Annotated in this window: 14 protein-coding genes and 1 other RNA gene; 5 read left to right on the top strand and 10 right to left on the bottom strand. The window is 33.5% G+C overall.

What is annotated here, in order from left to right; all coding sequences use genetic code 11:
• Positions 1-109: 109 nt before the first annotated feature.
• From DOS84_RS12690 to DOS84_RS12660, 7 genes are all read right to left on the bottom strand, one after another.
• Entirely contained in the window at positions 110-5,608 is a 5,499-nt protein-coding gene (locus tag DOS84_RS12690) for a glycosyl hydrolase family 18 protein (protein ID WP_111410486.1), read from the bottom strand.
• Between the two features lie 240 nt (positions 5,609-5,848).
• Positions 5,849-6,079 carry a hypothetical protein gene (locus tag DOS84_RS12685; protein ID WP_111410485.1) on the bottom strand — a complete coding sequence of 77 codons (231 nt, stop codon included), beginning with the start codon at positions 6,077-6,079 and terminating at the stop codon, positions 5,849-5,851.
• 91 nt (positions 6,080-6,170) lie between these two features.
• Positions 6,171-8,510 (bottom strand): T9SS type B sorting domain-containing protein, encoded by a 2,340-nt coding sequence (locus DOS84_RS12680; protein ID WP_165830432.1) that lies wholly within the window; start codon positions 8,508-8,510, stop codon positions 6,171-6,173.
• Positions 8,511-8,757: 247 nt separating this feature from the next.
• Complete coding sequence (locus tag DOS84_RS12675; protein ID WP_111410483.1) at positions 8,758-10,830, bottom strand: beta-N-acetylhexosaminidase; 2,073 nt, start codon at positions 10,828-10,830, stop codon at positions 8,758-8,760.
• A 128-nt stretch (positions 10,831-10,958) separates the two neighbouring features.
• Positions 10,959-12,896, bottom strand: coding sequence for a glucosamine-6-phosphate deaminase (nagB, locus tag DOS84_RS12670; RefSeq protein WP_111410482.1), 1,938 nt, complete (start codon positions 12,894-12,896; stop codon positions 10,959-10,961).
• A gap of 338 nt (positions 12,897-13,234) precedes the next feature.
• Positions 13,235-14,815, bottom strand: a complete 1,581-nt coding sequence (locus DOS84_RS12665; protein WP_111410481.1) for a RagB/SusD family nutrient uptake outer membrane protein — start codon at positions 14,813-14,815, stop codon at positions 13,235-13,237.
• A gap of 11 nt (positions 14,816-14,826) precedes the next feature.
• Positions 14,827-17,874: a SusC/RagA family TonB-linked outer membrane protein gene (locus tag DOS84_RS12660; protein ID WP_111410480.1), complete on the bottom strand. Its 3,048-nt coding sequence runs from the start codon at positions 17,872-17,874 to the stop codon at positions 14,827-14,829.
• Between the two features lie 277 nt (positions 17,875-18,151).
• Between DOS84_RS12660 and DOS84_RS12655 the strand changes: the two genes are divergently transcribed.
• The 3 genes from DOS84_RS12655 (at position 18,152) to DOS84_RS12645 (ending at position 21,518) form a co-directional block, all read left to right on the top strand.
• Positions 18,152-19,192: a sensor histidine kinase gene (locus DOS84_RS12655; RefSeq protein WP_111410479.1), complete on the top strand. Its 1,041-nt coding sequence runs from the start codon at positions 18,152-18,154 to the stop codon at positions 19,190-19,192.
• Entirely contained in the window at positions 19,182-19,883 is a 702-nt protein-coding gene (locus tag DOS84_RS12650; protein WP_111410478.1) for a LytR/AlgR family response regulator transcription factor, read from the top strand. Before DOS84_RS12655 ends, DOS84_RS12650 begins: the two co-directional genes overlap by 11 nt.
• Before the next feature lie 195 nt (positions 19,884-20,078).
• Positions 20,079-21,518: an MFS transporter gene (locus DOS84_RS12645; RefSeq protein WP_111410477.1), complete on the top strand. Its 1,440-nt coding sequence runs from the start codon at positions 20,079-20,081 to the stop codon at positions 21,516-21,518.
• A 261-nt stretch (positions 21,519-21,779) separates the two neighbouring features.
• Here the strand turns inward: DOS84_RS12645 and fsa are convergent, their stop codons facing one another.
• The 3 genes from fsa to ffs form a co-directional block, all read right to left on the bottom strand.
• Positions 21,780-22,436 carry a fructose-6-phosphate aldolase gene (gene fsa, locus DOS84_RS12640; RefSeq protein ID WP_111410476.1) on the bottom strand — a complete coding sequence of 219 codons (657 nt, stop codon included), beginning with the start codon at positions 22,434-22,436 and terminating at the stop codon, positions 21,780-21,782.
• A gap of 143 nt (positions 22,437-22,579) precedes the next feature.
• The gene (locus tag DOS84_RS12635) at positions 22,580-23,383 is read right to left on the bottom strand and encodes an SDR family oxidoreductase (RefSeq protein WP_111410475.1); all 804 of its coding nucleotides are present in this window, start codon (positions 23,381-23,383) and stop codon (positions 22,580-22,582) included.
• 158 nt (positions 23,384-23,541) lie between these two features.
• An RNA gene (gene ffs, locus DOS84_RS12630) (signal recognition particle sRNA small type) lies at positions 23,542-23,639 on the bottom strand.
• A gap of 88 nt (positions 23,640-23,727) precedes the next feature.
• On the opposite strand from ffs, the gene DOS84_RS12625 reads away from it, so the two are divergent.
• On the top strand, positions 23,728-24,798 hold the full coding sequence (locus DOS84_RS12625) for a glutaminyl-peptide cyclotransferase (RefSeq protein WP_111410474.1): 1,071 nt from the start codon (positions 23,728-23,730) through the stop codon (positions 24,796-24,798).
• Positions 24,799-24,804: 6 nt separating this feature from the next.
• Entirely contained in the window at positions 24,805-26,040 is a 1,236-nt protein-coding gene (hutI, locus tag DOS84_RS12620; RefSeq protein WP_111410473.1) for an imidazolonepropionase, read from the top strand.
• The last annotated feature ends 31 nt before the right edge of the window (positions 26,041-26,071 follow it).

Raw genomic sequence — 26,071 nt, 5'->3', positions numbered from 1 at the left:
CAAAAAAACCTGACACAAAGTGCCAGGTTTATAATACTCGATTCTTTAAAATAACAAGTTAAAAAGAAATAAAATATTTATTATTTATTCAAAAAATAAAAAAATAGGTTTAGTTTAAAAAGTTAAGCAGTTTAAATGATTTTTTGTTTCCAAGATTATCTGTAACAACTACTATAAATAATTGTTTTGTATAAAAACTATTACTTTGAAGTATTACATCTTTACTATTTTGAACATTTCTATAATTAACCAAAATCTGTCCGATATTGTTATAAACTTCGACTTGCTTGATACTATTTTCATCATTTGTAACTACCAGAGCATTGTCTTTGAAATAAGCTACCATGTCCCTATTTGCTTCAATTTTATCTACAGATAATTTTGCGGTTTGAGAGGAAAAATAAGTTGCATAAGCATTAGAAAATTCATAACCTGTTCCGCATGCGGCATCCCAATTAATAGACCAAGTCATAACACCTCTCATTCCCGGTTGTGCAGCAGATTGCATTGTGTAACTTCTGCCTGGGTATGTAGTTCCATAACGCAAATAATTAAACGCTTGAATACCTTTTTGTGGCGTTAAATAGCCACCTGCTGGAGCTGCACCAGCACAAGCTGGAATTGCAATTACAATTTTGGAAGCCGGTAATCCGTTAAAATGATATCCTGTAGAAGCTACATTAAAACCTTTAATCATCATATCCGACATAGAAACCAAAAAGTCAGGAGTTGCTTGTGAATAAGCTACATTATCCAGAGCACTGATAGATCCTGTATTGTACAATTGTACCATCAAAAGATCTAACTCGTTACGTAGGTTATCAATTACTGGCAAGAAAGAACCAGCTCCATCTCCATAAACAGAATATCCAACTTGAACATAATAAGTTTCAGGAGCAGATGTTAGAATAAATCCACTACCATAGCTCGCTTTTATTTCTTTGAAAGCATCAATAATATTCTTAAGCTTAGGATAAGCAGAAATCGATGCATAAGAAAAATCTTTTAATGCACCTGCACCAAAATTCATCGATCCTCCTTCGAAATCAATATCAATTCCGTCAAAATTATACTGATCAACAATTGCTTTCAAACCGTTTACAAAAATATTTTTCTGCGCAACAGTTTGCAACTCAACATGACCATTTTGTCCTCCAATAGAAACAATAACAGGGATCCCTTTGTCTCTTAAAAATTTAATATCATTCTTTAATAATTGAGGATCAAATACACCATTTGTAAAAAATCTTGGTTCATTTACCACTAACATTGGCGTATAACCATCTCTATTAACGGTTTCAATAAATGAGTAAACAACAACATTAAATTTTTTGTCCCCCATTTGATTGAAATACAAGAAGGGTGCACTAGAATTTTCCCATCCATGTGCATAACCTACAATTACCTTCGCAGGCAATGGATTGAATGAAGAACTAACAATAGAAATTGATTGGTTTAACAATGTAATTCCACCAACGTTGTCAGTTGCTTTTACAATCAAAGGATACGTACTATATGAAGAAGGTGTAAATGCATAGCTATATGAATTACCAGAACCTTTAACCATAGGATAATATATCCCATTAACACTTACAGATACACTAGAAATTGTACCATCGGCATCTGTAACGTTTACACCCAACTGTACCGGTTGAAAACCCGAAGCTTGATTAATAGTGGTAGTTGCAGGAGAAACCCAAGCAATTACAGGAAGTACATTAGGGCAAGAAGCACCTGAACACTGTAAATAAAAATCACGAGTATTCACTGCTGTTACACTGTTTGAAGCTGTAGCAGTTGCTTTTAAGGTGTAGTTTTTATTGAAGTCCGCAACTACTGGAGTCCATGATGCTACATATTCATTGCCTGTTGTATGTGTAGCAGTAATGTTCTGTCCATTAATATTAAACACCACTGATAATAAAGTAATAGTTCCATCATCAAAAGTCAAACTTGCATCAGCTTTCAATTGGATAGCTGTTCCAGGAGCTACTGCAACTGTAGCAAGCGATGGGCTTGTGATAGTAACTTGTGGAGCAACCGCATTTGAGTTAAAATTATAAACTTGTGCTGTTGCTGGAATTGCAAAATTCGTCAAATTTGTTGGAGAATAAACTACCCCATTATTTTCCCAAGCATTCAATTTTAAACTTGTGATAGTAGTATAACCATCAAGTATTGTGTTATTAAAGCTATATTTCCCTTGAGCATCTGTTGTTGCCAAGAAATTAGCATAACCATGTGTACTATCTGTCCAAGGAAGTATCAATTCTACTTTGGCACCTTGTACTGGCGTTGAACCATTTTTTACTTCACCACTTATTTTGCTACCGCCTATTATAATAACATTTTGAGTAAAGTTTAAAACTTTATTTGCAGTCAAATTAGAATAAACTGTTGAAGCCGGTGTATAGGTTTGCCCCGTTTTGGCTATTGTCACCGTATAGTTTGCACCAGATGGCAAATTGGCAATGCTATAGGCACCACTTGCATTTGATACTGCCGTAAATGTTCCTCCTGTTGAAGCAGCAGTTACAGTTGCTCCAGAAACTGGAGTTGTTCCATCCATTACTGTTCCGCTAACAGTGTAATAAGTTGGTGTAACTACATTTTGAGAAAAGTTTAAAGTTTTATTCGCTGCAATAGCAGTATAAACTGTTGATGCAGGCGTGAATGTTTGCCCTGTTTTGGCAGCTGTTACCGTATAATCTGATCCTGAAATCAAATTAGCAACGCTGTAAGCACCAGTTGCATCTGAAACCGCTGTTAAAGTACTTGCTCCCGAAACTGCAGTTACTGTTGCTCCTGAAACTGGAGTTGTTCCATTCATTACTGTACCACTTACTGTGTAATAAGTTGGTGTAACTACATTTTGAGAAAAGTTTAAAGTTTTATTCGCAGCAATAGCAGTATAAACTGTTGATGCTGGAGTAAATGTTAAACCTGTTTTTGCAGCAGTAACTGTATAATCTGATCCTGAAACTAAATTAGCAACGCTATAAGCACCAGTTGCATCTGACACAGCGGTTAAAGTATTTGCTCCCGAAGTTGCAGTTACTGTTACTCCTGAAACTGGCGTTGCTCCATTCATTACTGTTCCGCTAACGGTATAATAAGTTGGAGTTACAACATTAGTACTAAAATTATAAACTTGTGGTGTAGCAGGAACGCTAAAGTTTGTCAAATTGTTTGGTAAATATACAACCTCTCCATTTTCCCAAGTATTTAATTTTAAACTTGAAATAGTTGTATAACCATTTAAAATAGAGTTATCAAAACTGTATTTTCCTTGTGCATCAGTTACTGCAATTTTACTTAAATATGGATGTGCATTATCTGTCCAAGGTAAAATCAATTCTACTTTTGCACCCGATACTGCGACTGTTCCATTTTTAACCGTTCCGCTAATTTTATTAGCACCAATTATAATAACATCTTGCGTAAAATTCAATGTTTTATTGGCAGTTAAATTAGTATAAACTGTTGAAGCCGGAGTATATGTTTGTCCTGTCAAGGCAGCTGCAACCGTATAATCTGCCGCCGATGGTAAACTAAGAGAATAAATTCCGCTTGAATTTGAAACGGCTGTAAAAGTTCCCCCTGCTGAAGTTGCTGTTACCGTAACTCCAGAAATTGGAGTTGTTCCGTTTAAAATTGTTCCACTTACCGTATAATTTACAGTTGGCGCATTTTGAGCAAAATTCAACGTTTTGTTGGCATTTATAGCATTATAAACAGTAGAAGCTGGGGCATATGAAAATCCTGATTTAGCGGCAGTAACGGTAAAGTTAAGACCGGCTGTTAAACCTGCCACGTTATAAACTCCACTCGCATTAGACACAGCTGTTAAAACTGTTGTTCCAGAAGTCGCTGAAACGGTAACTCCTGATATTGGTGTAGTCCCGTCTAAAACTGTACCGCTTACAGTATATGTAGGCTGAGTTCCATTAATTACGACAGCTGTTTGGTTAAGCGTAACATTAGTTAAAGTTACCGGTGTAAAACTATAAGTCGCTTTTAAAGCTGTTACTGTATAATTTTGTCCAGAAGCTAAATTGTTAAATGTGAAATTCCCAGTTGTCGAAACAACTGTTTGCAGTACTGCATTACTTGCATCTCTTAATTCAACCGTAACATCAGGAACTAAAGCTGTTCCGTTTTTTACAGAACCTGCAATACTTACTGTTCCTGCAACAATACTACCGAAAGAAGTATCAACCTGATTTAATAATGCATTTGGAATAGAACCTCTTGTATCTTGCGATAATTCCCAAACCATTCCACCGGCTAGATTTCTCGATTTAATATATTGTACTTTTAAATCCATAGATTGTTTATCTTCATAACTGATAAACTGTTTTAAACTAGCATTGTATAAATAGGGAACTTTAGTTGTATTATCAAAATACCTTATCCATCCTGCTGCTGCAGCGGTTGGCGTTACCGACATTGTATTTGGATCTAAATACGCATGTGAATTGGTAACTGAATTTCCGACTAAATCACAAATTTCAATACTACCTGAACGTTCGCATGCAGCGGGTCCGTCCCAAGTTCCAACGGGGTTTTGTGGATTTGTGCATCCTGAAACGATATCTCTTGGCGCAGAAACGAATAATCCCGGTAAATTAGGATTGGTTCCGCTATTGGCAACATGATCAAATTTTTTCCCATAAAAAGGCAGTCCCATTATTAATTTATTTGCAGGAAAACCAACAACATTCAAATATTGATTTGTCAATTCGTCAAGTGACTCTGATTGACTTGCACCGTATAAAGGATCATTTGAATTCCCACTTCCATACAAAGGAGCATTGTAACATGTTTTATCAAACCAATTTCCACCAAAATCATATCCAAAATACGTGATATAATCACAATAAGTCGAAATATCTTCAGACATCCCGTATTGCGATCTGTTGTTTGGTCCTAAATATTGTGCAGCAACATTTCGAACATTGTTTCCAGCGGCAATAGAGATTAATTTGTTTGGCATTGCCTGACGCATTGCTTTCAATAAATACACTAAATTTTTGTTATCATCCGAGCTGTACTTTTGTGGAGGAATTGGAGCTCCGTTAATAACTTCAGTTCCATCGGTCCCTCCTGAAAGAGGATATTCCCAGTCAATATCAAACCCATCTATGAATGGATAAGTGACTAAAAATCTTGCCATATCTGCTGCCAAAGCATTTCTGGCAATTGGACTTGCTGCAATTGGAGAAAGATCCTGCCCTTTAGTCCAACCTCCAACAGAAATTAAAATTTTTAAATGAGGGTACTTTTCTTTAAGCTTCATTAAGTCATAAAAATTCCCTTTTACAGGAGCATCCCACGGAATTCCACCTTCCATATGCTCAAAATCAGCATAGGTATCCAAACAATGCAATTTTGTATTCTCTGGATGCGCTGCATCAAATTCAGTACCATAAAAAGAATAATTTAAATGGGTCAATTTACTCCCATCAATCTTGGGGACGTTAAAATCCCGCGCATAAATTGCCCATTGGGCATAATATCCGACGACTTTTTTGTTATGCACTGGTTGCTGTGCAAACAAAAGCAACGGAAATAAAAACAATAGCAAAAATCGATTGATTTTTTTCATAATTAATTATTTAAAGGTTAGTTAATAATTCGACTTGGGAAATAGAATTCTATAATCTTATACTTGCTAAAAAAATATTAAAAAATCAAAAAAAAAACTGATAACTATAATTAAAAATTATCAGGTTAGAAATATTGTTTTCACAGAAAAACAATAGCAATTCAAAATAAAAAAATCATATTAAAATGTAAATAACCAAACTCAATCTTAACGATTACAACTTTTATTTTTAAATTTAAATTAAGTTTGAACTAACTTTTTCAAGCTAGTATATACCACTAATTCAACATCGGCATTTTCATTGGAATTACATTTCTCCAATAATTCATTCAATACAGAAGCATCTATAATTTGCTCATTATTTATTTTAAGCAAAAGCTGCCCTGAAATATCTTTTAAACTTTTAGACAATACCAATAACTGCTTAATAAGTGGAGCATTGTTGCTTAAAACATTTAAATCAGAATTCATATTAATTAATTTGCTTAAATAATTAGTAATTACTTATAATGGAAAAAATACAGCATTTTATTCTACAGTCATAATACAATTATTCATGTTGTTATCGTAAAAGCGAAAAATGACCTTTTGTAAATCTTCCGTCAGATAAATATAAAGTGTACCAATAATCGTCAGCTGGCAAAAGAAGATTGTTAAACGTACCATCCCACCCAACCTCTTTTGGCGAAATTTGTTTTAGAAGTTTACCAAATCGGTTAAATATCTCAATGATTGCATTTGAATTAGATGGAGTGTTTAAGTCCCAAATATTCCAATTGTCATTTATACCGTCTCCATTTGGGGTAAAGTATTTTGGGGCACCTAAAACAGAAATTGTCTTATGTAGAATACCACAGCCATTAAGGTCTTTTATATACAAATCGTGAATACCTGTTGCAACGCCATCAAAAATGGGGGAAGCTTGATAATTTTCGGATATATTATCTAACGAATACTCATAAATTCCTTGCCCTGTGACGGAAATAGTAACTTTTTTTACTTCGGTAAAATCGTCTATTATGACTTCATAAACCTTAGCAAGTTCTGAGTTCTTCACTGTAAATATCTGCTCTTTTGTACATCCGCTTTGATTTTTAACCACAACAGTGTAGATTCCTGCTTTATAAACTTGTATTTCAGAAGTTATTTCTCCGTTTGGAAACCATTTGTATTGGTAATCAATTAAATCGGCGTCGGAAATTCCTGTATTTAATTTTATTGAATTATCTGTTTGATTTAAACATAAATACAATGTTTCATTTTTTTCAAGATTTGGCAAAACAGCCACTTTTAGCTCAATAGTATTAATACCAATACAATCGTTTTCATTTTGGACTCTGGCATATACCGTTTGCTGATAGGGTTGCGTATTTGTAAAACTTGAAGATATTGGATTTTGAAACAATAGTGCGTTTTCTAATGTTAGAAAATAAGTGACTTTGTTGCCATTATTTTCGAAGCCTGCATCAGCTAGATTAAATTTTACAATGCCATCTGCTATAGCATCATCATCACATTTTTCTAGTATTTGGGTTAGTGTTATTCCTTTTTTTACTTTCAAATCTACAGTTGTAAAAGCATAGCAAGCGGTATTTTTATTGGTTACTTTTGCAATTATTGTTTGTGGATTTGTAGTATTCGTGTACAAAAGATCTAAGGCATTTACATCATTTTGAGCATCAGAATTGTTAAGGTAAAATTTCACAGAAAACTCAGAATCTTTTAAAGTCAATGCTTCCGATGCCTCAGAGAGATTAAATATTTTTTTTTCACTTGGTTCATTACCAATATCACATTGTGTCAACTGTACCGGTTTTACATTCGGAAGCGTTTTATTTATAATTAATTTGAAAGGCTTAAAAACACTACAAAGAGATTTTGTATCCAATACTTTAGCATAAATAGTTTCTTCTTGATAAGCCGCTTTGTTTACATAATCTTTTGGCAATGTTACCATATCATTTGCTTCGGGATGATATGTTACAATTCTGTTAGGATTATTTTCTTTTAATAACAAATCATTTTCTGCCAAATTGAAATGAACAAAACCAGTTTGATTTACATCACAACCAGCAACATTTAATGGATAAGGAGTTTGCAGCGGCTCTACCGTAAAAATAAATTCATCAACTACAAAACATTTAGAAACAGTATTGGTTAATCTAACATATCCTTTTTGTGGACTTTCGGTATTTCGAAATCCATTAGGAAGTCTTCGGATGTCTTTTACCGCATCCTCGCCTCTAATGTAAAAAGAAGCCTCAACATTATTTTGATTTCCAACAGCAATAGCCGCAATTTCAGTTAAATCAATATTTGTAATAAAATCATTTACACCGTCCGATTCACATATTTTTGCACCATAACTACCGAATATTTTTGGTGTTTTTAACTCAGGAGGAGCGTCTATTGTTGCAGTGCCATTAAAATCAATTGAAAACTGATTATAAGGAGAACCAGCGTCCATAACAACAATATAATAACTTTCACCTGCTTTTACATCTAACATTTCAAGAAAACCATTCCCTTCGTTAGACTGCCTACTGACTCCGTAAGCACCTGAAATTAATCCAGTTGCATTTTTTCTTGAAAATATTTCAGTGGGTGAAGTATAAGAACAACGAATAGACTGTCCAATATCGCCACAAGTAACGTTTGGACCAAAAACAAAAAAATTTAAATCTGCTTTGGGATCTAGGCTTTTGGGAGTCAGAACAAATCCAAAACTACCGCCTGTTACAATAGTTACTTTCAACCATATCATTGGAGAATGAACATAATTTCCGCAACTTACATGACCATTAAACTGAGTATCATCCGGATATGTTTTTATTACTCCTGTAAAAATTGTATTGCCACATATAGTAAGAGCATTGGCACAATCTCCTTGTGAAAAAGACATTTGGCAAAATAAAATGCAACAAAATGCAACTATTTTTTTGATAGGTATCATTAGCAAATTAAGTATTATAACACGTTTAATCTTACTAGTAAGCAAATTTTTCAAAAAAAACCTGGCAACTCAATACCAGGTTCATAAATATTGTTTTCACAGAAAAACAATAGCAATTCAAAATAAAAAAATCATATTAAAATGTAAATAACCAAACTCAATCTTAACGATTACAACTTTTATTTTTGAATTTAAATCAAGCTTGAACTAACTTTTTCAAGCTATTATATACCGCTAATTCAACATCGGCATGTTCTTTAGAATTACATTTCTCCAATAATTCATCCAGTACGGAAGCACCTATACTTTGATTGTTGTTTATTTTAAGCAAAAGTTGCTCTGAAATATCCTTTAAATTTTTAGACAAAGGCAAAAGTGGCTGAACTAGAGGTGCATTATTACTTAATGTAATTAAGTTTGCATGCATGTTAACCCATTTATTTAAATAGTTAGTAACAATAATTTGATTTTCATTTGTTTTATTATTCAAATAATCATTTACCGCTTCATTAAATCCTATTGCATCTGACGCATCTGGGGTACATACATCGGCAAATAATGTCAATGGTGAATACATTTGGTATTCTGTACCTCCTTTATTCCTTGAATATTGTTTAATTGGCTCACAAACATTAGACAAATCGACTAAGGCATCACTTTTTTGATTGTTGCTAATGTTTCTCAACAATCCCTCTTTGCTCTTTAAATGCGTCAAACCCAGTTCTTCCAATCGGAATGAAACTGTATTCAATCTTTTACGTAAACTATTGATATCTTTAATATTCTCATTGGACCAAAAACGTTCGGCAATAGCTGCAGTTCTAGGCCAAATTCTGGAATCGAGAGTTTCTGGCGTTACCAATTCAGTCCACATAGTAGCTTCTCCACCCAAAATCCTAGCTTTTTCTTCATCTGTCAATACAAAATTTTTAGGCATTGGATCTACAGAATAATGATCTTCAACTCCAAAAACCAAATCGATATAATACCCATTTGACAGGACCGTTTTGTAGCCACCTTTTGCGGCATCAGCAAGAGATTTTCCTGCAGGCTGTCCTTCATTACTACCTTTCCACGAATGAATGATAGCATCTTTGGACATATTTTTAGTCATAATTTCTTCCCAGCCCATTAATACTTTATTATGCTTTTTTAGCATCGGAATTAATTGCATCGTGAAATACGTTTGCAATTCATGGTTGTTTGCTAAATTATGTTTCTTTTTGAATTCCTGAATTTTAGGATTTGAGTCCCAATCTTTCCCTTCGTTTTCATCACCCCCTATGTGAAAGAATTTCCCAGGAAAGAGTGGACAAATTTCATCAAAGAATTCATTTAATAATTGATATGTTTTTGGATTTGAAGGATCCAAGGTTGGAGAAAAAATCCCGGCATTTCTTTCTATACTATATGACTGTATTTGTGTAAATTGTTGCCCTTTTTCACCTGAATTCAAATGTAAGTTCACCACCTTACTTCCTATTTCCGGATATGCAGTCAAAATAGCCGATCCATGGCCGGGTACATCTATTTCTGGAACCACCAAAATTCCTCTATCTGAAGCATATTTCACAACACTTTTTATTTCTTCTTGAGTATAATAATTTCCGTCCGATGCCATTTGAATCAGTTTCGGATGTTTTTTCATTTCGATTCTCCAACCTTGATCATCTACTAAATGCCAATGAAAAACATTCATTTTTACCGCCGCCATTCCATCTAGATTCCTTTTAATTACATCAACAGGCATAAAATGTCTGGCAACATCAATCATTAAACCTCTCCAAGTAAACCTTGGGAAATCAGAAATTTTAGATATTGGAAAATAAAAAGAATTACTGTTGTTTTGCAATAGTTGAAGTAAAGTTTCCAACGCATGCAAAGCGCCCACATCTGTAGTTGCATTTATGGTAATCTTATTCGCAGTTACATCCAATAAATAACTTTCATCTTCATATAATTCAATTTTTCCAGCTCGAACACAGTTGATTTGTAATTCGGCATCAGGAAGTTCATTCAAGCCTGTTATAAACCCTTGATTAAAGAACAAACCCGTTCTTCCATCCAATCGTCTTAAAAAATTAGTGGCACCAATAAATATCCTTGAATTTGGAGCTCCAGTGATATTCACTTTCAAATTTTTTGTCAAAGGAAAAACACCTTCTGAAAGCGAAATGTTCTGAGGCCATGGCATAATATTTAATTGCTCTTTATTAATTTGAGCTGATGAAATAATAGAGGCAAATAAAAAAATTATGATATATTTCATTTTATATAAAAAAAGATATTAAAAATCGGAACTTCGAAAAATCTGCTTAAAACAAGCACTAAACTCAAGAATTAATACAAAAACTTGAGTCTAGCTCTCTAATAAACACTCAAAACAAAAAGTGGTATTTAGTACTCAAAACGTTTAAAGGCTTCAATCGCCTCATATTCAGCAAGTCCTAATTTATCATATAATTTTGCTGTGCTTTTATTTCGATCCTCGGCTCTAACCCAAAATTCTCTCGAATCGTTTCCTTGGAACATTACTCTGTCTTTTTGAGATTGGTGGTACAAAATGGCTTGTCTTTTCAACATAACTTCATCAGGGCTTAATGGAACGGCCATATCAATTTCATGAATATCCCACTCGTGCCAAGCCCCTCTATAGAGCCACAACCAACAATCGTTCATGAATGGTTTCGATTTTAATGCTTTCATGGCCGCAAAAATAGCATTCAAACATACTTCGTGTGTACCGTGCGGATCGGCAAGATCACCTGCAGCAAATACTTGATGCGGTTTAATTCTCTCGATAATTTCCTTTACAATAGCAATATCTTCCGGCCCTAATGGTTTCTTTTGGACCATACCCGTTTCGTAGAACGGCATATCCAAAAAATGGGTGTTTTCGTCTTTCAAACCAATGTATCTCGTTGCCGCATACGACTCGCGTCTTCTAATTAATCCTTTTAATTTACGCACTTCAGGAGAATCGCTTTGACCAATTGTTTTTGAATTGATTGAATCTATTACAGCTTGGAAATTGATTCCTGATTTATCTTTTTCGACAAAATCATTGCACACTTCGGCAAACTTCAACGCTTCGTCATCAGTAACTGCAATATTTCCTGAGGTTTGATACACTACGTGCACATCGTGACCTTGTTTGATTAATTTGGCAAATGTTCCTCCCATCGAAATAACGTCATCATCTGGATGTGGACTGAACAGAATTACTCTTTTCTTTGCAGGATTTGCTCTTTCCGGTCTGTGAGAATCATCCGTGTTGGGTTTTCCTCCCGGCCAACCCGTAATGGTGTGTTGCAATACATTGAACATATTGATGTTCAAATCGTAAGCAGAACTTCCGGCTGCCAATAAATCGGACATTCCGTTGTTGTTGTAATCTCTGTCAGTCAATTTAAGAATTGATTGATTAGTATGTTGGCAAAGCCAAACAATTGCTTTATTTTTCAATTGTTCCGTCCATATACACTCTCCCACCAACCAAGGTGTTTCCAATCGCGTCAATTCTGATGCCGCTCCTTCATCCAATACAAATGTGGTATTATTGTGGTTTTGTAAAAAAGTAGCAGGAACCTCTGAGCTGATATCCCCTTGAATGGTTCTCTTGATAATGGATGCTTTGTTTTGTCCCCAAGCCATCAACACAATTCTTTTGGAACGAAGGATTGTTGAAACTCCCATCGTGATTGCTTTTTTGGGAACATTCCCTATTCCGTTAAAATCTCCGGAAGCATCCACTTTAGTAATATGGTCCAATGTTATGATTCTCGTTCCGGAATTGATATGCGAACCCGGTTCATTAAAACCTACGTGACCCGTACGTCCTATTCCCAACAATTGAAAATCAAGACCTCCGGCATTTTTAATATTCATTTCATAATCAACACAAAACTGATTCAGGTCTTCCAAAGCAACCGTTCCGTCCGGAATATTGATATTTTCGGGTCTGATGTCAACATGGTTAAAAAGATGCTGGTGCATAAAGTAGTGGTAACTTTGGTTACTTTCCTTTGGCATAGGATAATATTCGTCCAAGTTGAAAGTAACTACATTATCAAAACTCAATCCTTCTTCCTTGTGCATACGAACCAATTCCTGATACACTTTTATCGGGGAAGATCCTGTAGCCAGTCCTAATACACACTTTTTATTTTTTTCTTGTTTGGAACGAATTAAATCGGCAATCTCCTGGGCAACAATTATTGATGCATCCGTTGAGTTTTTAAAAATTACGTTGTGGATTTTTTCAAAACGGGTATCTTCAAACTGACCGGCTTTTTTGAAGCTTATGTCATTACCTATAATTGATGTAGTTCTCATGTTTTTATAATTATATATTTTTATTTTAAGGAATAGTAATACAAATATTGTTAAGAGATTAAATTCTTAGTTTGAAATATTTATATCTTGTGCTTATAATTTTAATTCTAGTTTTGTTTATATATAAATTTTTATTTTCTAAAAAAAAATAAAAAGGAATTTCAATAGTAATAGGCTCTTAAAATAAAGTATAATTACTTTACAAATCGGAGCGATTGGTTATAAAACCTTTAAAAATCAATTAAAAAATCTTGCAACATCATTTTTCAATTCTTCATTTTTTTTATATCCAGACAGGTAAAAACCTGTCTGGAATAAAAAAATAACTATTTGTAATTTTAGAAATTAGCCCCAGTAGTATCCCACCAAAGTCTAGTTCCCCCATTATCTGGTCCTCCTAATTTAGCAAGTCCTGTAGCCACTCCACCAGGGTTACCATCTTTTTCAGACTGTACAAAGTTTACTCTACGTGGACCAAATTCAGTTGTGATTGTTCCACCACTTGTATTATGTAATACTCTGAATAATTTTGGATATCCAGTTCTTCTGTATTCTGACCAAGCTTCTTGACCTTCAGGGAAGTTAGCGATCCATTTTTGAGTAATAATTTTTTGCAATTTCACTTCATTTGCTGCTGCACCATCCCAAGCAATAGTCACATTATTTACTGCTGCTCCATTATTAGCAGCATCTTTAACATCAACAAAATCTTTAGCTGTACTTACATTATCAGCTATATAAGCAGCTGCTCCTGAAGCACCATGTTGTGTAAATGAAGCTGTTATACCCGCTTCATATAAAGCCTGAGCAGTTCCACCCATATTCCAACCTCTTAAAGCACCTTCAGCTCTCAAAAAATAAACTTCAGCTGTAGTCATTAACACTTTTTCATTTGATCCAACAATTGAACCAATTTCAGACATACCTGTACGGTCAGACTTAGCTATCATATTAATACCTGTGCGAACTCCTCTGTATTCGCCAGGAAAATCAGCAGATTCCTTAAAGTATTTAGCAAGTCTTGGATCGGAGTATCCATTCATAATAGATTCCATATCAGCAGACATTCTAATATCACCCCATGCAGAAGAGATTGTTAAAATTGGATCAATATAATTAGGAATAATAACTTTAGCGATATCAGCATTTGTAGTCATTACACCAAAAGGATGACTAATTGCTTTTTCAGCTTCTGTTTTAGCCAAAGCTGGTTTAATTTTAACAATTCTCATAGCCAAACGCAAACGCAATGAATTTGCATATTTAACCCATTGTTTGTAATCACCACCATAACCACTCATATCTGTACTAACAAAAGTTGAAGATTCACCAGCATTTACTCTTTTAGTCAATTCTGTAACAGCAAAATCAAGTTCAGAAAACATTTTAGTATATACTTCTTCCTGCGAATCATAAGGAATTGTAGCGTCTGTAGTGCCAAATTGAGAATATACTATTGGTCCAAATACATCTGTAACCCTGTGCATTCCTTCTACTTTTAAGATTAAAGAAATAGCATAAAATTGATCGTATTTCCCTTTGGTTCTTTGCTCAATTTTAAGAGTATTAGCCATGACATCAGTATAAGGCAAACTCCAGATAAAACCATTCCAACCATCAACATAGTTGTAATTTGAGTTATCCCCTGCGGCTCCTTTAAAGGGAGTTGGAGTAGCCATATACCCTGACCATATATCAGCATTAAGATTTTGTTGCAATTGGTATTTCCAGTGTGTAGTATTGAAAATTCCAGTAAAAACGGTAGCAAAAGGAACTTTTACATGATTAAAATCTTGCTCAAGATCATTAGCCGTAATCCCAGTTGGATTCGTGTTCGTTTCATTGAAATCGCTTGTACAACTTACCGCCGCAAGCAATGTAGCGCATATAGCAGTTGTTTTTATTTTATTTAGTATCATGATGATATAGATTAGAAAGTTACATTTAAATTAAGACCTATACTTCTTGTAGATGGTGCTGCATAAACATCGATCCCTTGTAAACCATTACCTGTACTTAAAGAAATATTTGGGTCAAACGGAGCATCTTTGTAGAAGAAGAATAAATTTCTCCCCACTACCGATAAATTAGCTGCTTTGAAAATTTTACTGTTTTTAAGGTCAAATGTATATCCAAAAGCTAATTCCCTTAAACTTACATTGGTAGCACTATAAACATATTCTCCAGTTATACCAGCTCTACCACCAACTTGACTATAGTAGCTCTCTGCATTATATTTACCAGCATAAGCTTGTCCAGCTTTTGTTGTTCCAGGAGCATAAACAGCATTAATATCTACGCCACCAGCAGCTCTTGCATCTCCGGTTGCTTTAGAAACACCAAATTGATCGTTTACTGCTTCCGTCAAGCTCATTACATCTCCCCCAAAACGTCCATCGATAGTAAAGTTTAAGAAATAATTGCCCAACTTGAATGAGTTATTTAAACCTAACATATAATCAGGATTTGCATTTCCTACTTCCTCGAAATCAGTTTTTTGAATTGAACCATCTTCATTCAATAAAACTCTACCTTGAGCATCCTTCTTAAGGTTAATCCCTTCAATAACTCCAAATGGACGACCATTTATTAATGAATATCTATAACTGTTTACTCCTGGTTGTGTCAAAATAACTGTACCTCCCAATTCTTCAGGTAATCCAGAAACTTCATTGTTATTTTTTGAATAGTTTAAAGTAGCGTCCCATTTAAACTTATCATTATCTATAATTTTAGCATTAACTAAAATCTCAATACCGTTATTTTTAATTACACCACCATTATAAGCATAATTTTGATATCCCTCAGCATTTGTAGCTGGAGCAGGAATTGTAAGTAATTGATCTTTTGTCTTATTATTATAGTACGTTAATTCTATTCCGAATCTATTGTTAACAAATCTCCACTCAGTACCTAACTCATAAGAATCTTGACTTTCAGGTTTCAAATTTGTACCTGGTCTTGGACCAACAGTTGGATTGATATTTTGCGGATTTGCTGCCGTATATGCAGAAGTTGGAGAAGTATAAAATGCTGGAACGTCATTACCAACTTGTGCATAAGAAGCACGAACCTTAGCAAATGAAATTGATTCAGGCATTGTAAACATTTCACTCAAAAGAGCAGTAACTCCTGCAGAAGGATAAAAGAAAGACATATTTCCAGTATTTGCCAATGTAGAAGACCAGTCATTACGTCCTGTAACATCTATGTACAACATGTTTTTGTAACCAAAAGTAGCTGCTGCAAAAACGGATTGTTGTTCTCTTCTGTATCCATAATTCTGATAATTACCGGTATTCGAATTAAAATTATGAAGTGTAAACCAGTTTGTAATTCCTAATCCAGATGGATCAGAATCTAAAACTGTTTCATCATTAAGTGAAGTTTTTGTAAAACTGGTACCTACGTTTGCAAAAAATGTTAAATCATCACTGAATTTAGTGTTAATTGTAGCTATTAAATCACCATAATTTTGTGTACTAACATCGTTAATATTTATGTATCTACCATTTGGATGTGATAACGTACCTTGCGTAGTAGCATAAATTTCTTTATCAAACTCTGAAGTAATTCTATCGTAATTATATCTAGATCCAATAGAAAGCCAGTTGTTAACTTTGTAGTTTAATCCAACAGCCCCATTCATATATTGACTACCATCTTTAGATTTATTACGATTCAATCCCCAATATGGATTTTGTTCAATATCTCTATCAGTCATCCAGTTTTGAACCATCATATTTCGAGCTGGGTCAAATTTTTCGAAATTATTTTTATATTCGTTAAAATCATATCCTCTTGGCATCAAGTAAAGACCAGTAAGAGGGTTGAAATACAAACCACTTGTAGGTCTGTTTGTTACATATTGAGATGTGTAATTGGCATTGGCATTAACAGTTAATCTGTCTCCAAAGAATTTACCCATTTGTCTGATGCTAAAGTTATTTTTGCTCAAACTGTTAGTTGGCAAAACTCCATTAGAAGAAGTATTGGCATAAGATATATTTGTAGCTGAATTTTGTGATCCTGTAGAAAAACCAAAAGAAGATATTTGAGTTACTCCTGTGTCAAAAAAGTCTCTTGTATGGTCTGGCGTACTTTGAGCAGCTCCCCACGACTCATCTGCTCCTGGTTTAGCGATGTAAGAAGTTTGAAATTTAGGTAAGTAAGCAGCTGTTTCAACTGTAGTGTTTGAAGATGCTCTAAAAGATGAAACTCCTTCTTTTGCTTTTTTAGAAGTCAATAAAATTACACCTCTAGCACCCTGGCTACCATATAAAGCTGTAGCAGAAGCACCTTTAAGTACTGTCATTCCTTCAAAATCATCTGGGTTTAATAAACCAATAACATCTCCCCCATCACGGTTACCTCCTTGAGTAGAACCAAATGAATCGTTTGGTTGAATAGAAGATATATTCAACATTGGCACACCATCAACAACATATAAAGGATTGTTGTTTGTAGTAGATGAATTTCCACGAATAGTAACTTTTGTAGAACCTCCAGTACCACCAGCACTTTTAGTAACAGCAACTCCAGCAATTTTACCAGCAATTGTGTTCATAAGATTAGGATCTTTTGCTCTAACTAGATCTTCTCCTTTTAACTCTTGAGCAGAATAAGTCAAAGACTTTTTAGATTTCTTGATCCCTAATGAAGTTACAACTACCTCTGTTAAAACTGTAGAATCTGCTGAATTCAACTTTACATTGATCGTAGAAGACTCTCCTACTTCCATATTTCGCGTTTCATACCCTAAGTAAGAAATCACTAATGTAGCACCAGGCTTAACCTCAATTGAAAATTTACCGTCAAAATCTGTTGTGGCGCCATTAGCTTCGCCTTTTACGTTAACATTTGCGCCAGGTATTGGAGTACCCGCTGCATCTGAAACAAAACCATTGATTTTTTTTACCTGCGCAAGGGTTACTTGCGTCGTAAAAATAACCATCACGATTAAAAAAATTTTTCTCATTTTTAAATTATTTTTGTTAGTTATAGAGTAAAATTATTCTTAACGTACTGTTAAAAAAAATAAATTAAACCAACGGCATCACTTTTTAAACGAACGACATCTTTTAATCAATAATACGTTTTCCGAAAACGTTTTCTCAAATATATTTTTAGCCGTTCTTCTTATAATTCAACATTTTTTTTATCAAAATGCTTTTTTTAATGACAAAATGATTATTGTTGCAAAACAAAACAGTAAATGACTCTATTTTATATATTTCTGCATATAACCGTAATAAATGAAAAAAATAAGCTTTGAGATTAAACTCATAAACCATGTATGGTTCTGGGGAATTTGGTTTTTTCTTAACTTTTTGCGTTGGGGAGCTTACTTCAATGATTATAAGTATTCCTTCAAGTCTAATCTATTAGAATATGCACTTCACATACCTTTTGTATATTTCAATTTATTAGTACTCATACCTAGATATGTATTAAAATCAAAATATATTAAATATACCATTTCTCTATTAGCAAGCTTAGCTGTCGTATACTTATTAAAAACAGTGATGACATATTATATAATTTCAAAAAATATTTGGCCTGAAGCCAATAGAGATTACAGACCATTTGAAATCAACCATATAGTTGCCGTTACTATCGGGGAAATATATGTGCTTGCAATTGCATCTTCTATCTATTTGATGCTGACCTGGCTTAGGGAAAGGGATCGCAACAAAGCAATAATGGAAAATCAAAATAAAATAAAATTAAAATATTTAAAAAACCAGATTCAGCCACACTTCTTTTTTAACACTTTGAATAATCTGTATGCGCTTTCATTAGAGTCTTCGGACAAAGTTCCAGATGTTATCATAAAACTTTCCAATTTAATGGAATATGTATTGTATGATATAAATGACACTAAATTCGTGCCTTTGATAAAAGAAATTGATTACATGCAAAATTATGTCGAAATTGAAAAATTACGATTTGAAAATGTAGAAGTTGCCATAAATCTTGAATCCGATATTGATAATATAAAAGTTCCTCCATTACTCTTTATTTCACTACTAGAAAATGCTTTTAAACATGGAGGCGCCAACAATGAAAAACTCAAAATAAAAATTAATTTTAGAATTGTGAATTCAAGCCTTGAATTTGAAATAATAAATAATTTCGTAATTTCACCTCCGTTAAAAACCAAAAAAGGAATTGGTTTGTCCAATACTAAAAAAAGATTAAAACTAATTTACAAAAATAATTTTATCATAAACCAAATGATAAAATTCAATTTTTATATAATAAAAATACAAATACCTTTAGATAATGAAGATTAAATGTGTAATAATTGACGATGAACCTTTAGCTATTAAAGTATTGCTCAATTATTTTGAAAATTTTTCAGACTTTGAGATTATCGGTACATTTAATAATTCATTAGAAGGACTCGAATTTATAAATTCAAATAGTGTTGATGCAGTATTTTTAGATATCAATATGCCCATGATGACTGGTTTTGAATTAATCAGTTTGCTTGAAAACAAAACCCGGATCGTCATTACAACGGCTTTCAGAGAATTTGCGGCCGAAAGTTATGACTTGGAAGTACTGGATTATTTAGTAAAACCCATTCCCTTACCACGATTTATAAAATGTATTCACAAAATTGAAGCAGAATACAATTTAAAAAATAATATCAAAATTGAAAACCATCGAATTGAACCACATATTTTTATCAAAGTCGATAAAAAAATGGTAAAAATTAATATTGATGAAATTCTTTTCGTCGAAGGGATGAAAGAATACATCAAGGTTGTCACACCTGAAAAAACATATATCACCCACAAATCATTAACTTCATTAACCGAAGAATTGCCAACTGATCGATTTATGCGTATTCATAAATCCTATACTATCGCTTTGAATAAAGTTAAATCGATTGAAGGTAATAGAATACAAATTTCATCTTATACAATTCCTATCGGTCGAAATTACAGTAAAGAAGTTAAAAGTAAAATCTTGGAATAATTTCTGCACATAAGCTAGATAATAACTCAATAAAAAGTAATAAAATCGCCATTTGTTGACGAAATAATGTTGTTTATATAAAAGTGCAAAACTTTATATAATAAAATTTTTTTTTGAAATTCTTAACAAATATATTTACAGTCTTGCAGCATCAAAAAATAAATAATAACCAAAAAAATTAAATTTTTAAAAATTATGAGTTCAGAAAATTCACAAACCAAATGGGGACAATTTATCCCCTTAGTAATCGTATTCTTCTTTTGGGGATTTGTTGCTGCAAGTAACGATATTCTTATCCCAGTTTTCAAAAAAGCGTTTGATTTAACACAAGGTGAAAGTCAATTAGTAGCTTTTGCTTTCTATATTGCCTATACAGTTGGTTCCCTTATTTATATGGGAATTTCCGTTTTGATAAAAGAGGATTTAGTAAACAAAATTGGATACAAAAACGGATTATCATTAGGATTACTTATATCTGCTTTGGGTACACTTTTGTTTTATCCTGCTGCCAATACAGGTTCTTTTGCATTAATGCTTGCTGGGCTTTTTATTGTTGGATTGGGCTTTTCACTGCAACAAACAGTAGCAAATCCATTGGCAATTGCCTTAGGTCCAATTAAAACAGGTTCACAACGTTTAACTTTAGCTGGTGGAGTAAATAATTTCGGAACCACTATTGGTCCATTAATTGTTAGTTTTGCAATTTTTGGTTCAAGCGCGAGTGGTAACACTAACGCAAGTATTGAAAGTGTTAAAATTCCTTACTTGGTGTTGGGATTTGCATTTTTGCTAGTTGCTATTTTATTAAAATTCTCATCATTGCCAGAGCGACCAGAATTAATTGAAGAAGATGATTCTAATGATAAAATATCGGTAAAAACATCAGCCTTGCAATATCCACAATTAGTAATGGGGATGATCGCTATATTTTTATATGTTGGTGTTGAAGTATCAACAGCTAGTAATTTACCTGCTTACATGGAAAGTAAATTAGGCTTTTTAACCAAGGATGTTGCACCATACATATCTTTATATTGGGCAAGTTTAATGATTGGTCGTTGGACTGGAGCAGTTGAAGCTTTTACAGAAAATATGAGCTTACTAAAAATATTGAGATTTCTAGCACCTTATTTAGCATTTGGAGTATTTTTAGCAGTAAATGCAATGGCAAATCACGATTTAACACCTTTTTATATCTACGGACTAGTAATTTTAGTATTAATCGGGGCAGACATGGCTAGTAAAGGAAATCCAGCCAGAATGCTTCTTATCTTTTCATGTTTAGGAATTATAGCTACAGCAATCGGTATTACAACCAGCGGAATGATTAGTGTATATGCATTTACAAGTGTAGGTTTATTTTGCAGTACATTATGGCCTTGTATCTTTACTTTGGCAGTAAGCGGCTTAGGTAAACACACGAGCCAAGGAAGTAGTTTCCTAATTATGATGATTATGGGTGGTGGTTTTGTAAGTGTATTCCAAGGCAAAATTGCTGATTTTGTTGGAATACAAAGCAGCTATATCGTTGGTATTGTTTGTTTCGCTTATTTGGCATTTTATGCTTGGAAAGTAAGTGGCATTTTAAAAGCACACGGAATTGATTTTGACAAAAAAGTATCTGGTGGACATTAAGAGTATCCAGTTTTCAGATTGCAGTATTCAGTAAAATAAATGCAAATAAAAATCCCATTCTAATAAAAACTAGAATGGGATTTTTTATAAAATTCAAATCGCTGAGAATTTCATATATGATTTTCATTTGAACATAGATTCAAATATTGATTTTTTTACCATTTTAAACAGAAACAAAAAAATCCCGTTTCAAGTGAAACGAGACTTCTATATATTATCGTTCCAAACTGCATTGTGCAACCTGAAAACTGAATACTTTTATTATTTATTTCCTTTCTCGAAATCAGCAACAAATTGTGCCAAACCGATATCGGTTAATGGGTGCTTCAATAAACCGTAAATTGCAGATAATGGTCCTGTCATTACATCGGCACCAATTTTTGCGCAGTTTACGATATGCATAGTGTGACGTACAGAAGCAGCCAAAATTTGTGTTTCGTAACCATAGTTATCGTAGATTTCTCTAATCTCTTCAATCAAAGCCAAACCATCTGTAGAAATATCATCCAAACGGCCTATAAATGGAGAAACATAAGTTGCCCCAGCTTTAGCAGCCAATAAAGCTTGACCTGCTGAGAACACTAAAGTAACATTGGTTTTAATCCCTTTATCAGAAAAATATTTAGCAGCCATCACACCTTCTTTAGTCATTGGCAATTTAACAACGATTTGATCGTGTAAATCAGCTAATTCTTCACCTTCTTTAATCATTCCGTCGTAATCCAACGCATTCACTTCCGCACTTACATCTCCTTCAACCAAATTACAGATATCAACATAATGTTTTAAAATATTGTTTTTTCCTGTAATTCCCTCTTTAGCCATCAAAGATGGATTAGTGGTAACTCCATCCAAAACACCTAATGCCTGCGCCTCTTTAATCTGAGCTAAATTAGCTGTATCAATAAAAAATTTCATAATATATTTATATTTAATTGTGTGTTTAAAAAATTCGGTGCAAAATTACGAAATCAATATCAATAACAATGGTAATTTCAAAAGCAATTTCAATTTCAAAAAAATCAAAAATCAAATTATCATCACTTACTCATTTAAAACTCTTAAAGTTTATAATGATTCATAAGCATTTTTTCATAGACCCTATCGGGAAGAATTCTCTTTAGCACAATAGAAAACTTTTGCATAAAAGCTCCAACTTTATAGTGAATTTTTGGATTTAAATTTTGAATAATTCCATAAACTGCTTCAGCCATTTCATTTGGATTACCTCCATTATCCACATGATCATCAATAGTTTTAAGATTATTCCCGTAAGGAATCTCATAGGCCGAGCCTTTTACTACTGGTACATGAAAACGACCAGCAGCAATATTGGTCGCAAAATCACCGGGAGCAATATTGGTAATTTGAATTCCAAAAGACTTTACCTCCATACGTAATGCTTCGGTAATTAATTCCAAAGCTCCTTTTGAAGCTGAATAAATACTACGGTAAGGCAAACCCATATACCCCGCAATTGAAGTAATATTAATAATTAATCCTGATTGCTGCAAACGCATTTGTGGTAAAACAGCTTTCATTACTCCGATTGGACCAAAAAAATTGGTCTCAAAATTATTTTTAATTTCCACCATCGGAATTTCTTCCAAAGGACCTGTTATACCAACACCTGCATTATTAATCACAACATCTAGTTTCCCTGAAGCTGCTATAACTTTATCAACAGCCAAGCGAATGGAATCCTCATTTCTAACATCCAAAGAAATTAAAGGAAAAACCGAATTAAGCACATGCTCCGGATTTCTACTTGTTCCATACACTACAAAACCTTTATGATGCAAAAATTCCCCGATGGACTTCCCTATTCCAGAAGAAGCTCCAGTAATTAATACTACTTTATTCATTGTGATAAGTTTTCAATTATGAGTTACTTTAAATGACGATTCCCAGTTTTCTTTATTCTTTTTTCTATCTTGTAAAAATGGAACTGGGTAAAAATAAAAAAATCTCCCCGAAGGAAGACTACTTTTGTATAATTCTTAAAGAATATGAAATTTAAAAAAAATGGCAAGCGATCTACATCGCACCGCTCAACCACGTACCCTTGCTATGTTCCCATCCTGGGGGAGTCTGCAGGAGCTGGTCGTGTAGGACTTGCCGGTGCAAATATACAATCTTTTTATATTTTTGCAAGGGCTTTGCCTCTTAAAATTATCGTTGTATATTGGCTTTTTAAAATATCAAAACTATGAAAAACTATAACTTCCTATTTATCATTTTCTTAGGAATCATTTTAGCAAATTGCGGAAACACAAAAAATGGTGAAAATTCTATATTTACTTTCGATAATTCCAATTATAAGGCACATTATACCATTGATGATGTTATTTCGTTGGGTATTTTAAACCCAAATTCAAAAGAAATTGACAGTATTGTCTATTTTGTAAATGATAAAAAAGTAGGCTTCAAAAAAGGAAATGAGAAACTAAATTTCAATTTGAAAGATCAAAAACTGGGTTACCAAAATCTTAAAGCTTTAGTTTATTTTGGTGGTGAGAACTCTGAAGCGACCACAAGAATAGAATTGGTTTCTAACATAACACCGAAATTATTAAAATATAAAATTATAAATACTTATCCACATGATGCTGCATCGTTTACCGAAGGTTTAGAATTTCACAATGATACATTATATGAGAGTACAGGTTCTGGCACTAGTAGTTCAGGAATAAGCTGCAAATCTTTTTTAAGAAAATACGACTATAAAACAGGCAAGATTTTTAAGCAAATTGATTTAGACTCTAAATATTTTGGCGAGGGAATAACCTTTATAAACGGTAAATTATACCAATTGACTTGGCAAGAAAAAACAGGTTTTATATACGATGCTAAAACACTAAAATTAGAAAAAACCTTCACTTATGACAAGGACATTGAAGGTTGGGGAATGACAAATGATGGAACTTATATTTACCAAACTGATAAAACAGAAAAAATTTGGAAAATGGATCCAAAAACCCAAAAAATGATTGATTATATCAATGTATATTCTGGCGATTCCAAAATAAAAGCCATCAATGAATTGGAATGGATCGATGATAAAATTTACACCAATGTTTGGACAAAAGACGCCATTGCAGTGGTAAATCCAAACACTGGAGCTGTTACAGGAATTTTGGATATGTCAGGTTTAAGAAAATTAACCCAAACAACTCTTGATGATTCCTTAAATGGAATCGCATATAATCCAAAAACTAAAACCATTTTTGTTACTGGTAAGAATTGGAACAAAATGTTTGAAATAACAGTTTCTGAATAAATATAAATGACAACATTAATAGTTAATATTAAAGAGCTGCTTCAAGTTCGCGAAAATTCCATTTTAAAAGTATCTGGAGCGGAGATGGCTATTTTGCCAACACTCAAAAACGCTTTTTTGCTTATCAAAGATGATTTGATTGCTGATTTCGGGACTATGACTGATTTACCCAAAATCACCGTAGATACTACTATTGATGCAACGGGTAAAATGATTCTACCGTCTTGGTGCGACAGCCATACGCATATTGTATACGCAGGTAATCGCGAGCAGGAATTTGTGGATCGCATCAATGGAATGACTTATGAGGAGATTGCCAATCGAGGCGGCGGAATCTTAAATTCAGCAAAAAAACTCAATGAAACTTCCGCAGAAGAAATTTATATACAATCGAAAGCACGTCTAGAAGAAGTAATGCAATTGGGAACCGGAGCTGTAGAAATCAAATCTGGTTACGGTCTCACCGTTGAAGGAGAACTCAAAATGCTACGTGTAATTCAACAATTATCACAAAACTATCCGATAACCATAAAAACAACTTTTCTTGGCGCTCACGCTTTCCCTTCTGCTTTTAAAGACAATAAAAAAGGATATATAGATTGTATTATTAACGAAATGATTCCTGAAATTGCCAAAAACAAATTGGCCGATTTTATTGATGTCTTTTGTGAAACAGGCTACTTTTCAGTCAAAGAAACCGAACAAATTATGGAAGCGGGAATTCAATTTGGCTTAAAACCAAAAATTCATGTGAACCAATTCAATTCTATTGGCGGAATTCAAGCTGGTGTAAAATACAAAGCCCTTTCGGTAGATCACCTTGAAATAATGAAACCAGAAGACATAGAATCCTTAAAAAATACTGAAACAATGCCAGTAGCTTTGCCTTCTTGCTCCTATTTTTTAAGTATTCCTTACACACCGGCTCGCGAAATGATTTCAGCCGGACTTCCTTTGGCTCTTGCAACCGATTATAATCCTGGTTCCACTCCATCTGGAAATATGAATTTTGTAGTTGCGACAGCTTGTATCAAAATGAAAATGACTCCTGAAGAAGCCATAAATGCTGCAACCTTAAACGGTGCGTATGCTATGGGAATTTCCAAAACCCATGGAAGTATTACCAAAGGCAAGAAAGCCAATTTAATCATTACAAAAGCGATACCTTCATATTATCAATTGCCATATGCTTTTGGTAGCAATCTAATTGATAAAGTAATACTTGACGGTAAAATTATTTAATAATTATTTTTAGAAATCTTAAAAATAAAAA

Origin of the sequence: Flavobacterium aquariorum (genome assembly GCF_003254745.1) — a bacterium.
Taxonomy (GTDB): domain Bacteria; phylum Bacteroidota; class Bacteroidia; order Flavobacteriales; family Flavobacteriaceae; genus Flavobacterium; species Flavobacterium aquariorum.
This window is presented reverse-complemented; position numbering and strand designations above follow the sequence as displayed.